This window comes from Methylobacterium variabile, assembly GCF_001043975.1.
GTDB lineage: Bacteria > Pseudomonadota > Alphaproteobacteria > Rhizobiales > Beijerinckiaceae > Methylobacterium > Methylobacterium variabile.
Window position 1 is genome coordinate 44,555 of sequence record NZ_LABY01000110.1, and the last position, 12,660, is coordinate 57,214.

A 12,660-nucleotide genomic window follows, 5' to 3' on the forward strand; every position below is an offset into this window, starting at 1 on the left:
CCGCTTGCCCGGCTCAACTGTAAAGTCAACTTGACGCATTTATATGTCCATCTAAGATGACGAATGCCGCTTCGAGCGGCACTCATCCGCACCCGGCGGGGGGCCGTACCGCATGCACGCGCAGGCCGTGATCCTCGACCGTCCCGAACGGCTCGGTCTCGAACGATTGGTGCTCGACGCGCCCGGTCCCTCCGACGCGACCGTCGAGGTCGCCTGGAGCGGCATCAGCACCGGCACCGAGCGCCTGCTCTGGTCGGGCCGGATGCCGGACTTCCCCGGCATGGGCTACCCGCTGGTGCCGGGCTACGAGTCGGTCGGGCGGGTGGTCGAGGCCGGGCCGGATTCGGGCCGGCGCGTCGGCGAGACGGTGTTCGTGCCCGGCGCCCGCTGCTTCGGCCCGGTCCGCGGGCTGTTCGGCGGCGCGGCCTCGCACCTCGTCGCCGCGGGCGCCCGCCTGCGCCCGATCCCCGCATCGCTCTCCGAGCGCGGCATCCTCCTCGCGCTCGCGGCCACCGCCCACCACGCCCTGGCGGGAGGCGAGCCGGGCGGGCGCACGCTCGTCGTCGGGCACGGCGTGCTCGGGCGGCTGCTCGCGCGCCTGGCGCTGCTCTCCGGCCTCGATCCGGTGGTGTGGGAGCGCGAGCCCGCCCGCCGCGGCGGCACCTGCGGCTACCCGGTCGTCGATCCGGCGCAGGACGAGACGGCTTACGCCCGCATCATCGACGCGAGCGGCGGTGCCGGCCTCCTCGACGCGCTGATCGCCCGGCTGAGGCCCGGCGGCGAGGTGGTGCTGGCGGGCTTCTACGAGGCGCCGCTGTCCTTCGCCTTCCCGCCCGCCTTCCTGCGCGAGGCGCGCATCCGGGTCTCGGCGCAGTGGCAGCCCGGCGACCTCGACGCGGTGGCGGCGCTCGCCGGGGCCGGCACCCTGTCCCTCGACGGCCTCGTCACCCACCGACGCCCGGCCGGGGACGCGCCGGACGCCTACCGCACGGCCTTCGGCGATCCCGACTGCCTCAAGATGGTCCTCGACTGGAGAGCACGCCCATGAACGCCGCGCCCCACGGAGCCGCCCTCCGCCAGTCCACGCTGCTGCGCCAGGAGGCCGCGATGCCCGTCCCGCCCGTGCAGCCGGGCCCGGCGACCCGCGAGACGCAGGTGATCGCCATCTACGGCAAGGGCGGCATCGGCAAGAGCTTCACCCTCGCCAACCTGTCCTACATGCTGGCCCAGCAGGGCAAGCGGGTGCTGCTGATCGGCTGCGACCCGAAGAGCGACACGACCTCGCTGCTCTTCGGCGGCCGGGCCTGCCCGACCATCATCGAGACCTCGACGAGGCGCAAGCTCGCCGGCGAGGCGGTGGCGGTCGGCGATGTCTGCTTCAAGCGCGACGGCGTGTTCGCGATGGAGCTCGGCGGGCCGGAGGTCGGGCGCGGCTGCGGCGGGCGCGGCATCATCCACGGCTTCGAGCTGCTCGAGAAGCTCGGCTTCCACGAGTGGGGCTTCGACTATGTCCTGCTCGACTTCCTCGGCGACGTGGTCTGCGGCGGCTTCGGCCTGCCGATCGCCCGCGACATGTGCCAGAAGGTCATCGTCGTCGGCTCGAACGACCTGCAGTCGCTCTACGTCGCCAACAACGTCTGCTCGGCGGTGGAGTACTTCCGCAAGCTCGGCGGCAATGTCGGGGTCGGCGGCCTCGTCATCAACAAGGACGACGGCACCGGCGAGGCGCAGGCCTTCGCGGAGGCCGCCGGCATCCCGGTCCTCGCCTCGATCCCGGCCGACGACGACATCCGCAGGAAGAGCGCGAACTACGAGATCATCGGGCGCCCGGACGGGCGCTGGGGCCCGCTCTTCGCCGGCCTCGCCGACAACGTCGCGACGGCCCTGCCGCATCAGCCCAAGCCCCTGAGCCAGGATGCGCTCCTCGGCCTGTTCAAGGGCGAGGCGGTCGGGCGCGGGGTGGTGCTGGATCCGGCGAGCGACGCGGACATGCGCGGCCGCCCGGTCGAGCGCCGGCCCTCCCTCGAAGTCGTCTACGAGGCGGTCTGACCATGGGCGCCTCCCTCGACCTCGCGGCGTTGCGCGCCCGGACGGAGCCCGTCGACGCCCCGGTGAACCTCGCGGCGACCCGCCAGGACGGGCTCGGCTGCCATTCCGGCAAGGAGACGATGGCCCGAGCCGCCGCGGCGGCCGGCATGGGCGAGACCCTCGACGCCCTGAAGCGCGACTATCCGGCCGGCCCGCACGACCAGCCGCAGAGCATGTGCCCGGCCTTCGGCGCGCTCAGGGTCGGCCTGCGCATGCGGCGCACCGCCACGATCCTGTCGGGCTCGGCCTGCTGCGTCTACGGCCTCACCTTCACCTCGCACTTCTACGGCGCGCGGCGGACGGTCGGCTACGTGCCGTTCAACTCCGAGACGCTGGTCACCGGCAAGCTGTTCGAGGACATCCGCGACGCGGTGCGCGCCACCGCCGATCCGGCGCTCCACGACGCCGTGGTGGTCATCAACCTGTGCGTGCCGACCGCGTCGGGCGTGCCGCTGCGGCTCCTGCCGCGCGAGATCGACGGGGTGCGGATCATCGGCATCGACGTGCCGGGCTTCGGCGTGCCGACCCACGCCGAGGCCAAGGACGTGCTCGCCGGCGCGATGCTGAGGGTCGCGCGCAGCGAGGCGGAGCAGGGCCCCGTCGCGGCGCCCCGACAGGGCCGTGACGGGCGCCCGACCGTCTCGCTTCTCGGCGAGATGTTCCCCGCCGACCCGATCCAGATCGGCGCGCTCCTCGAGCCGCTGGGCCTGGCGGCAGGGCCCGTCGTGCCGACGCGGGAGTGGCGCGAGCTCTACGCCGCGCTCGACAGTGCGGCGGTGGCGGCGATCCACCCGTTCTACACCGCGTCCTTGCGCGAGTTCGAGGCGGCGGGCCGCCCGGCCGTCGCCTCGGCACCCGTCGGCTTCGATGGCACGGCGGCCTGGCTCGACGCGGTGGGCGAGGCCTGCGCCGTCGCCCGCCCCGCCGTCGAGGCGGCCAAGAACCGGTTCCTGCCGGCGATCCGTGGCGCGCTCGCCGCGAACCCGATCCGCGGCCGCATCACGCTCACCGGCTACGAGGGCTCGGAACTCCTCGTGGCGCGACTCCTCGTCGAGAGCGGGGCCGAGGTGCCCTATGTCGGCACCGCCTGCCCGCGGACCCGGTTCTCGGAGGTCGACCGGGACTGGCTCGAGGCCCGGGGCTGCCGGGTGCAGTTCCGCGCCTCCCTCGAGCAGGACCTCGCGGCGGTCGAGGACGTCCGGCCCGACCTCGCGATCGGCACCACCCCGGTGGTGCAGAAGGCCAAGGAGCGGGCGATCCCCGCCCTCTACTTCACCAACCTGATCTCGGCGCGCCCGCTGATGAGCGTGGCGGGCGCCGGCTCGCTCGCGCAGGTCGTCAATGGGGCGATGGCGCAAGCCGCGCGCTTCGCCGCCATGCGCGACTTCTTCGCCGGAATCGGCGAGGCCCACGCCGCCGGCATCTGGGAGGAGGTGCCGCAGAAGCGCGCGGCGCCGAAGCGGATGCCGGCCGCGACACCGATCGGGGAGACGGCCTGATGCTCGTCCTCGATCACGACCGCGCCGGCGGCTACTGGGGCGCCGTCTACGTCTTCACCGCGGTGAAGGGTCTCCAGGTCGTCATCGACGGTCCCGTCGGCTGCGAGAACCTGCCGGTGACCTCGGTGCTGCACTACACCGACGCGCTGCCCCCGCACGAATTGCCGATCGTCGTCACGGGCCTCGCCGAGGAGGAGTTGGGCCGCCACGGCACCGAGGGCGCGATGCGGCGCGCCCATGCGACCCTCGATCCGGCCCAGCCGAGCGTCGTCGTCACCGGCTCGATCGCCGAGATGATCGGCGGCGGCGTCACGCCGGAGGGCACCAACCTCCAGCGCTTCCTGCCCCGTACCATCGACGAGGACCAGTGGCAGGCCGCCGACCGCGCCCTGTCCTGGCTCTGGAACGAGTACGGGGCGAAGAAGGCGGCCAGGAAGGGCGTGATCCCGTCCCGGCCGGAGCGCGCACCGGGGGTGAAGCCCCGGGTGAACCTGATCGGCCCGGCCTACGGCACCTTCAACATGCCCTCCGACCTCGCCGAGATCCGGCGCCTCGTCGAGGGCATCGGCGCGGAGGTGAACCTCGTCTTCCCCCTCGGCACCCATCTCGCCGACATCCCGCGCCTCGTCGAGGCCGACGCCAATGTCTGCCTCTACCGCGAGTTCGGGCGGCTCCTCTGCGAATCCCTCGACCGGCCCTACCTCCAGGCGCCGATCGGCGTGCACAGCACCACGAAGTTCCTCCGCGCGCTGAGCGAGATCCTCGGTCTCGATCCCGAGCCGTTCATCGCGCGCGAGAAGCACACCACGCTCAAACCCCTTTGGGACCTCTGGCGCTCGGTGACGCAGGACTTCTTCGCCTCGGCGAGCTTCGGGGTGGTGGCGACCGAGACCTACGCGAGGGGCCTGCGCCATTTCCTCGAGGAAGAGATGGGCCTGCCCTGCCGGTTCAGCTTCGCGCGCACGGCCGGGACGAAGCCCGACAACGCCGCGGTGGCCCGCGCGATCCGCGAGACGCCGCCGCTGGTGCTGTTCGGCTCCTACAACGAGCGCATGTACCTCGCCGAGAGCGGGGGGAGGGCGGTCTTCGTGCCGGCCTCGTTCCCGGGCGCGGTGGTGCGGCGGCATACCGGCACGCCGTTCATGGGCTACTCGGGCGCGACCTACCTGGTGCAGGAGGTCTGCAACGCGCTGTTCGACGCGCTCTTCCACATCCTGCCCCTCGCCCGCGACCTCGACGCCGTCGAGGCGACCCCCGCGCGGGCGCACCGGGAACTGCCCTGGGACGACGACGCGCGGCTGCGCCTCGACGCCTCGGTGGCGGCGAGCCCGGTGCTGGTGCGGATCTCCTTCGCCAAGCGCCTGCGCGACGCCGCCGAGCGCGAGGCCCGCCGGGCCGGGTCCGAGCGCGTGACCGAGCTCTGCGTCGAGCGCGCCCGCGTCGCGCTCGCAGCGGCGGCCTGACCGCCGCGCGACCGGCGCGGCCCCTGCCGCGCCGGTCCTTCGAGAAGGCCCGCGCGCCGTTCAGGCCGCGAGGAGGAGGAGATCCGACGTCATGTCCCGTCCGTTCGTCACGGTTTCGCGGTCCCGTTCGGAGCAGGTCCAGTTCCGGACCATCCTGGCGGCGACCTACCCGGTCTTCCTGGTCGCCGCCGTCCTGCAACGCCTCCGCCCGGGCCGCGACGCCGTGCCCCCCGGTCCCCGGCGCTCCGTGTTCGGCGAGGCCCGGGCGATGGCCCTCTCGGCCATCCCCTTCGCCTTCATGGGATGACCGAATGGAGGATCGTCCGGGATGAGCGTTTCGGGATGAGTCCATCGGGCTGAACCCTCTGGCCTGACCGTCTCGGGCCGAGTTTCCGCCGTCGTCGCCGACGGCGGAGAGACCGCCCGTCCCTCAGGGCCGGGCAAACCCGCGCGGGGCCCCCCGCGCGGATCCGCATCCGGAGGTTCGGCAATGGCCAACGGCACCGACAAACCCAGTGTACTATCCGGTCTTACCGAAGACGAGGCGAAGGAGTTCCACGGCATCTTCGTCACGAGCTTCATCATCTTCACGGCGATCGCGGTCGTCGCGCACTTCCTCGTCTGGCTGTGGCGGCCCTGGCTGCCGGGGCCGAACGGCTACTCCGCGCTGGAGAGCGGCGTGAAGGTCGCCGCCAGCAGCCTCCTGCCCTTCGTCTCGTGAGGAAGGAACGACCGCCATGCACAAGGTCTGGCTTCTCTTCGACCCGCGCCGCACGCTGGTGGCGCTCTTCACCTTCCTCTTCGTCCTCGCCCTGCTGATCCACTTCATCCTGCTCAGCACCAGCCGGTTCAACTGGCTGGAAGGGCCCGCGGTGAAGAAGGCCGAGATCGCCCACAGCCTCGTCCTGCCGACCTGACGGCCGGCTCGATCGGATCCGGGCGCCCGCCGCGCGGGCGCCCCACGCCGCGGACGGGCTCCCTGGAGCCCGTCCGCGGATCCCACGGATTCTTCGCGGACGGGGAGGGCCGCGCCATGGCCATGCTGAATTTCGAGCGGAAATACCGGGTCCGCGGCGGCACGCTGCTCGGCGGCGACCTGTTCGACTTCTGGGTCGGACCGTTCTACGTCGGCTTCTTCGGGGTCACGACCCTGTTCTTCAGCCTGCTCGGCACCGGCCTGATCGTCTGGGGCGCGGCGCTCGGGCCCACCTGGAACGTCTGGCAGATCAACATCGCGCCGCCCGACCTGAAGTACGGGCTGGCCCTGGCGCCGCTGCGCGAGGGCGGCCTGTGGCAGATCATCACCTTCTGCGCCATCGGGGCCTTCGGCTCGTGGGCCCTGCGCGAGGTCGAGATCTGCCGCAAGCTCGGCATCGGCTACCACGTGCCGGTCGCCTTCGCGGTGGCGATCCTCGCCTACGTGACGCTGGTGGTGGTCCGCCCGCTGCTGATGGGCGCCTGGGGCCACGGCTTTCCCTATGGGATCCTGAGTCACCTCGACTGGGTGTCGAACGTCGGCTACCAGTACCTCCACTTCCATTACAATCCTGCGCACATGCTCGCCGTGACGTTTTTCTTCACGACGACCTTCGCGCTGTCGCTGCACGGCTCGCTGATCCTGTCATCGACTAATCCCGGCAAGGGCGAGGTGGTGAAGACGCCCGAGCACGAGGACACCTACTTCCGGGACACGATCGGCTACTCGATCGGCACGCTCGGCATCCACCGCCTCGGCCTGTTCCTCGCCCTCTCGGCCGGATTCTGGAGCGCGGTCTGCATCGTCATCAGCGGCCCCTTCTGGACCCGCGGCTGGCCCGAATGGTGGGGCTGGTGGCTGAACCTGCCGGTCTGGCGCTGAGGACCACCGATTCCGCGACGCAACCCGGCAGAAGGCAGCCGCCGCCATGGGGTATTACCAGAACATCTACACGCAGGTGCAGGTCCATCCGCTCCACCCGGAAGCCGGCGTCACGATCCCGGAGATCGAGAAGCGCGTCGGCAAGGGAGGCTTCAGCTACCTCGCCGGCCTCGTCGGCAACGCCCAGGTCGGGCCGATCTATCTCGGCACCCTCGGCACGCTGTCGCTGGTGAGCGGGTTCATCGCCTTCGAGATCATCGGCCTCAACATGTGGGCCTCGGTGAACTGGGATCCGGTCCAGTTCATCCGGCAACTCCCCTGGCTCGCCCTCGAGCCGCCCCGACCGGAGCACGGGCTCAAGATCCTGCCGCCGCTGGCCGAGGGCGGCTGGTGGCTGCTGGCCGGCTTCTTCCTGACGGTGTCGATCCTGCTCTGGTGGGTCCGGCTCTTCCGCCGCGCCCGCGCGCTGGGCTTGGGCTACCACGTGCCCTGGGCCTTCGCCTCGGCGATCTGGCTCTACCTCGTACTCGGCTTCATCCGGCCGATCCTGATGGGGAGCTGGAGCGAGGCGGTGCCGTTCGGGATCTTTCCGCACCTCGACTGGACGGCGGCGTTCTCGCTGCGCTACGGCAACCTGTTCTACAACCCGTTCCACATGCTCTCGATCGTCTTCCTGTACGGGTCGACGCTGCTCTTTGCCATGCACGGCGCCACCATCCTGGCGGTGAGCCGCTACGGTGGCGAGCGTGAGATCGAGCAGATCGTGGATCGTGGCACCGCGACCGAGCGCGCCGCCCTGTTCTGGCGCTGGACCATGGGCTTCAACGCCACCATGGAGTCGGTCCACCGCTGGCTGTGGTGGTTCGCGTTCCTGACCACGCTGACCGGCGGCATCGGCATCCTGCTCACCGGCACGGTCGTCGACAACTGGTATCTCTGGGCGGTCAAGCACGGCGTCGCCCCGCACTACCCGCTGATCTACGGGCCGGTGGTCGATCCCCTCGCCACCTCACCCCTGGCCAATCCGGGAGGCACGCCATGAAGCTCGCCCTGCAGATCCTCGGCGTCGTGGTGGCGGTGCTGCTCACCGGCGCGATGTTCGGCACCGCGGGCTGGACGCGCCCGCCGGTTCGCTCCGAGCAGACGGGGTTTCGCGGCACCGGCATGGTCCAGGTGCAGAATCCCCGCACCCTGGCAGCGCAGATCGAGGCGAACGCCGCGCCCCCGGCCCAGGACCCCGCTCCTCCCGGCGGCGAGCCGGCGACGCAGACCTACCAGAACGTGCAGGTGCTGACCGACCTCACGACCGACCAGTTCAACCGCGTGATGGCCTCGATCACCGAGTGGGTGTCGCCCGAGCAGGGCTGCGCCTACTGCCACAACGTCGAGAACATGGCCGACGACAGCGTCTACGCGAAGACCGTGGCCCGCTCGATGCTCCGCATGGTCCGCCACATCAACGCGGACTGGAAGAGCCACGTCGGGCAGACCGGCGTGACCTGCTACACCTGCCACCGCGGCAACCCGGTGCCGCAGGCCGTCTGGCACGACAATCCCGGCCCGCCCCACGCCCAGGGCTTCGCGGCCCGGGACGGCGGCCAGAACCATCCGAGCCCGGAGGCCGGCCTCACCTCGCTGAACTACGATCCCTTCAAGGAGCTGCTCGGCGACAAGGACGTCGACCAGAACGCCGTGCGCGTCGCGGCGACCACCGCCCTGCCCACCGCCCCGTCGAAGCCCCTCCAGACCACGGAGCGGACCTACGCCCTGATGATCCACATGTCCGAAGGGCTCGGCGTGAACTGCACCTACTGCCACAACAGCCGCGCCTTCTCCTCCTGGGAGGAGAGCACGCCCAAGCGCGTCTCCGCCTGGCACGGCATCCGGATGGTGCGCGACATCAACGGCAACTACATCACGCCGCTGACGCCGGTGCTGCCGGAAGCCCGGCTCGGGCCGGAGGGCGACCCGCCGAAGACGAACTGCACCACCTGCCACCAGGGCCTCGTCAAGCCGCTCAACGGCGCCGCCATGCTCAAGGATTATCCCGAGCTCGCCGGCACGCCGAAGGCCGCGCAGTAGCGGGGCATTGGCCGCGGCTCCCGCTGCGATGCGGCCCCGTCTCCGAAAGGAGCCGGGGCCGTTCCGCATCTGAGAGAGCGAAGAGGGACGATCGATTGCTTGCAATGCATATCGGATCGCCCCGCCTGAATTGCTGGTTCGTCGCGTCTTTTCTCACGACAATTTGCCGCATCAGCGGATTAAGGGGTCACGGGAGTTGGACTGTCACGTGCGGTAGCGGCCCGGCCGCGGAGCGCCCGCCGTTCCACAACCTGCACCCCTGGGAACCCGCACCCTCGAGGGCGCCTCCGGAGGAAACAGCCATGGGCGATTCCGGCCTGATCTACATGCTTGCCTTCACGACCTTCGCGCTGGTCATCCTGTTCCTCATCTGGCAGCGGATGAGGGTCCAGCGCGCGAAGGAGACCGGCGAGCGCTCGAGCTTCACCGACCATCACGGCGGCCCGCCGCGGCCGCAGCAGGGGGTGGATCCGCGCTAGGGGATTGGGTGGGCGGGATCGGACGATCTCGACCGCCTCCGCCCTTTCCTGGCCCGGAGCGGGCGGAGGAACTCAGGACGGATTGGCCGCCTGCCCGCGAGGACCCGGCGCTGTCGGCAGATCAGCCCTTGTCTCGGAAAGAGTGTGCCTGACTGTATCCAACAGTCTTGACACCCTCCTGGTCATTCCGGGGCCGCGAAAGCGGAGCCCGGAATCCAGAAACTCAGGTGGTGTCGGGCAAGGCGACTTGCGTTCCGCTCTATCCTGAACATCCTGCGGCTCTGGATTCCAGGTTCCGCTGCGCGGCCCCGGAATGACCAGGAGGGTTTAAATTCTGCTGTTCAGGTCGGACAGGCCGTTACATTTCGGATCGCGCGTTTGAACCCTCCCCCGCGACGGGGAAGGGTTCGAGGCAAGCCTGCCAGGGCAGGTCCGGATCGGAACCGGATCGACGCTCCGCGCCTACTTCTCCACCCGGCTCGGGTTCTTGAGCTGCCCGTAGACCACGCCCGCGAAGGTGCCGAGCGCCGTCGGCCAGTCGAGCCCGATCGCGGCCCGGTCGGCCGCCTGGCAGAAGGTGGCGGTGAGGCCGTTCACCAACTCGGCCGAGCCCGCCTGCGGGGCGGCCTGGCGTACCGCGGGCAGCAGGGTGGCGACGCGGGGCAGGATCTGCTCGGCCTTGACGTCCTTGAGCTGGCCGGCGGCATCGGCCCGGCTCAGGGCTTCGGCCAGGGCGGGATCGGCCACGGTCGCGCAGGGGGCGTTGCCGGCGAGCATCGTCTGCGTCTCGGCGCGCAAGGTCGCCACCTGGCCGGGCTCGGCCGTCGGTGGGGCCTGGTTGCCGAAGGTCTGGCGGACGTAGTTCGTCACGTCGGCGATCTCGGCGTCGGTCATGCCGACGCCCACCGCCGGCATGGCGGCGTACTCGCCCTTGGCGTCGAGCCCGCCGAGGATCACCCGGATGACCGTCTCCGGCCCCTTCGCCAGCACCGCGCCGTTGCCGGCGAGCGCCGGGATCGCCCCCGGCTGGCCCTGGCCGTCCGGCCGGTGGCAGGCAACGCAGCGGTTCAGGTAGGTGTCGGCGCCGGGCGCCGTCGAGGCGGACTTGAAGTCGGACTTCACGTCGGGCGTGTAGGTCGGCTTCGGCGCCAGCGTCTTGAGGTAGGCCGCGATGGCGCGCACGTCGCCGTCGCTCATCTTGCTCAGGCTCTCCTCGATCACCTGCCGCATCGGCCCGGCGACGACGCCGGCGCGCCCCGGAGCGGCGCCGGTCTTGAGGTAGGTGAAGAGCTGATCCTCGCTCCAGAGGCCGAGGCCTTCCTTGTCGTCGCCCGACAGGTTCGGGGCGTACCAGCCGTCGATCGTGCCACCCTCGAGGTAGCCGCTCCACTGCGAGGCGCCGACGAGCTTGCTGCCGTTGTGGCAGGCGCCGCAATGGCCGAGGCCCTCGACCAGGTAGGCGCCGCGATTGACCTGCTCGCTCGCCTTCGGATCGGGCTGGAAGCGGCCGTTGGTGAAGAACGCCAGCCGCCAGGCCAGCAGCCCGTCGCGGATGCTGAACGGGAAGGCGATGTCGGCGGGCTTGCGCGGCGCGTTCACCGGCTCGAGCGAGAACAGGTAGGCCTTGATCGCCCGCACGTCCTCGTCGGTGATGCGCGTGTACCAGGGGAACGGGAAGGCGGGGTACAGGTAGCTGCCGTTCTTCGTGATGCCCTCGTGCATGGCGCGCTTGAAGTCGTCGTCGCTCCAGGTGCCGATGCCGGTCTCCCTGTCGGGGGTGATGTTCGGCGTCGAGAGCTTGCCGATGCCCCCCGGGAAGTTGATGTACAGGCCGCCCGCGAAAGGCTTGCCGCCCGGCGCCGTGTGGCAGGCGACGCAGTCGCCCGCCGTGGCGAGGTAGCGGCCCTTCTCGACAAGGTCGGAGGGCGCCGGCTGCTGCGCCAGCGCCGCGCTGCCGGCGAGCGCGCTGGAGCCGAGAACCAGGGCCGTGAGCTGACGACGCATGGGGTTCCTCCGGTTGTGGTCATCGGGCGGCGGTCCGCAGCCGCAGCCAGAGATCGGCGACGTGGGCGGCGCCCGCCCCCGCGAGGGCGGCGGCGAGCCAGGATCCCGGCGCCCCCGCGAGGGCGGCGCGAAGGGCCAGCATCAGGCAGGCGCCCGAGGCGAGGTTGACGAGGAGCGCGCCCGGTCCCGGCCGGCGCCGACGGCGCCACAGCACGAGCAGGCCGGCCTCCGCGGCCACGATCAGCAGCGCGACATCGACGACGTGGCCGCTCGTGAGGAGGTCCGGCACGCGTGTTTCCTCCTATTCGCATCGAAGATGCGCAGTCGATCGGGGAACTAACCTAGAAAACGCCGGGTTCCAGCCCTGCAAACACGAAAACATGGTGCGCGCCCGCGCAGACCGCGCCACGATTCACGATGTCGCATCAGCGGCAACCGGATCCAGGGGCCATCGACGCCGTGTCTCGCGACGCTTTCTGTCTGATGTCGAACGCACGTGAACCGCCCGACGACTGGAGGGTCGCACGGGAATGCGGTCAGAACGGTCTGTTCAGGCGCACGATCGACCAGTTGAGCATTCCGGCAAGGCCGACCCAGAGCAGGTACGGCACGAGGAGCGCCGCACCAACGCCCGAGTGACGCCCGACCGCCAGCATCAGCAGCGCGACCGAGAGCCAGAGCGCCGCCACCTCGACGAGCGCCCAGTCCGGCCGGCGCAGGCGGAAGAACAGGCCGCTCCAGGCGATGTTGAGCATGCCGTTCACCGCGAAGGCGGCGAGGAGCCAGCGGCGCGCCGGGCCCTGCGGGGCGGCGTTCCAGGCCAGCACGCCGGCGACCGCCGTGAGGGTGAAGATGGCGGTCCAGACCGGCCCGAAGGCCCAGTCGGGCGGCTTCCAAGACGGCACCCGCAGGCTCCGGTACCAGGGTCCGAGCGCCGTGAGCCACGCTCCTGCGCCTGCGACCACGACGGCCGAGACGGCCGCCACCGCGACCGGGCCCCAGCGCCCGCTCACGCTCTCCATCACGGCGAGACCCAGCGGAAGAGGTGGGCGAGGTCCTTGAAGAAGATCCGCGCGTGGGCGGCGGGACGCGCCCGCACCAGCTCCTTGTTCATGTAGGCGTCCCAGGTGAGGGATTGCACGTCGGGGTCGCGGCAGATGCTGACGAAGCGCTCGCGCAGGGCGTCG

The 12,660-nt window shown here is 71.0% G+C and carries 14 protein-coding genes and 1 pseudogene; 11 read left to right on the top strand and 4 right to left on the bottom strand.

The window, feature by feature from the left end; genetic code table 11:
- The first annotated feature begins 112 nt into the window (after positions 1-112).
- The 11 genes from bchC (at position 113) to VQ02_RS38250 (ending at position 9,469) form a co-directional block, all read left to right on the top strand.
- Positions 113-1,048 carry a chlorophyll synthesis pathway protein BchC gene (gene bchC / locus VQ02_RS16670; RefSeq protein WP_048445318.1) on the top strand — a complete coding sequence of 312 codons (936 nt, stop codon included), beginning with the start codon at positions 113-115 and terminating at the stop codon, positions 1,046-1,048.
- A complete protein-coding gene (locus VQ02_RS16675) occupies positions 1,045-2,049 on the top strand; it encodes a chlorophyllide a reductase iron protein subunit X (protein ID WP_048445319.1) in 1,005 nt (334 codons plus the stop codon). Before bchC ends, VQ02_RS16675 begins: the two co-directional genes overlap by 4 nt.
- A gap of 2 nt (positions 2,050-2,051) precedes the next feature.
- On the top strand, positions 2,052-3,587 hold the full coding sequence (gene bchY, locus VQ02_RS16680; protein ID WP_048445320.1) for a chlorophyllide a reductase subunit Y: 1,536 nt from the start codon (positions 2,052-2,054) through the stop codon (positions 3,585-3,587).
- Entirely contained in the window at positions 3,587-5,050 is a 1,464-nt protein-coding gene (gene bchZ, locus VQ02_RS16685) for a chlorophyllide a reductase subunit Z (RefSeq protein WP_048445321.1), read from the top strand. The genes bchY and bchZ overlap by 1 nt, the downstream gene beginning before the upstream one ends.
- Before the next feature lie 91 nt (positions 5,051-5,141).
- Positions 5,142-5,357, top strand: coding sequence for a hypothetical protein (locus VQ02_RS16690; RefSeq protein WP_048445322.1), 216 nt, complete (start codon positions 5,142-5,144; stop codon positions 5,355-5,357).
- Between the two features lie 183 nt (positions 5,358-5,540).
- Positions 5,541-5,771, top strand: coding sequence for a light-harvesting antenna LH1, beta subunit (pufB, locus tag VQ02_RS16695; protein ID WP_048445323.1), 231 nt, complete (start codon positions 5,541-5,543; stop codon positions 5,769-5,771).
- A 16-nt stretch (positions 5,772-5,787) separates the two neighbouring features.
- Positions 5,788-5,967 carry a light-harvesting antenna LH1, alpha subunit gene (gene pufA, locus VQ02_RS16700; RefSeq protein ID WP_048445324.1) on the top strand — a complete coding sequence of 60 codons (180 nt, stop codon included), beginning with the start codon at positions 5,788-5,790 and terminating at the stop codon, positions 5,965-5,967.
- A gap of 116 nt (positions 5,968-6,083) precedes the next feature.
- On the top strand, positions 6,084-6,908 hold the full coding sequence (gene pufL / locus VQ02_RS16705) for a photosynthetic reaction center subunit L (protein WP_048445325.1): 825 nt from the start codon (positions 6,084-6,086) through the stop codon (positions 6,906-6,908).
- 46 nt (positions 6,909-6,954) lie between these two features.
- A complete protein-coding gene (pufM, locus tag VQ02_RS16710; protein WP_048445326.1) occupies positions 6,955-7,950 on the top strand; it encodes a photosynthetic reaction center subunit M in 996 nt (331 codons plus the stop codon).
- The gene (gene pufC / locus VQ02_RS16715) at positions 7,947-8,990 is read left to right on the top strand and encodes a photosynthetic reaction center cytochrome PufC (protein ID WP_048445327.1); all 1,044 of its coding nucleotides are present in this window, start codon (positions 7,947-7,949) and stop codon (positions 8,988-8,990) included. Before pufM ends, pufC begins: the two co-directional genes overlap by 4 nt.
- Positions 8,991-9,292: 302 nt before the next feature.
- Positions 9,293-9,469, top strand: a complete 177-nt coding sequence (locus VQ02_RS38250) for a hypothetical protein (RefSeq protein ID WP_245239759.1) — start codon at positions 9,293-9,295, stop codon at positions 9,467-9,469.
- 462 nt (positions 9,470-9,931) lie between these two features.
- Here VQ02_RS38250 and VQ02_RS16720 read toward each other — a convergent pair whose 3' ends face one another.
- From VQ02_RS16720 to VQ02_RS39210, 4 genes and pseudogenes are all read right to left on the bottom strand, one after another.
- On the bottom strand, positions 9,932-11,473 hold the full coding sequence (locus VQ02_RS16720; RefSeq protein WP_048445328.1) for a cytochrome c: 1,542 nt from the start codon (positions 11,471-11,473) through the stop codon (positions 9,932-9,934).
- A gap of 19 nt (positions 11,474-11,492) precedes the next feature.
- Positions 11,493-11,762, bottom strand: a complete 270-nt coding sequence (locus VQ02_RS16725) for a hypothetical protein (RefSeq protein WP_048445329.1) — start codon at positions 11,760-11,762, stop codon at positions 11,493-11,495.
- A 247-nt stretch (positions 11,763-12,009) separates the two neighbouring features.
- The gene (locus VQ02_RS16730; protein ID WP_048445330.1) at positions 12,010-12,495 is read right to left on the bottom strand and encodes a TspO/MBR family protein; all 486 of its coding nucleotides are present in this window, start codon (positions 12,493-12,495) and stop codon (positions 12,010-12,012) included.
- Positions 12,495-12,660: pseudogene (locus VQ02_RS39210) on the bottom strand (geranylgeranyl diphosphate reductase); the annotation flags it as partial. The gene VQ02_RS16730 and the pseudogene VQ02_RS39210, both read right to left, overlap by 1 nt.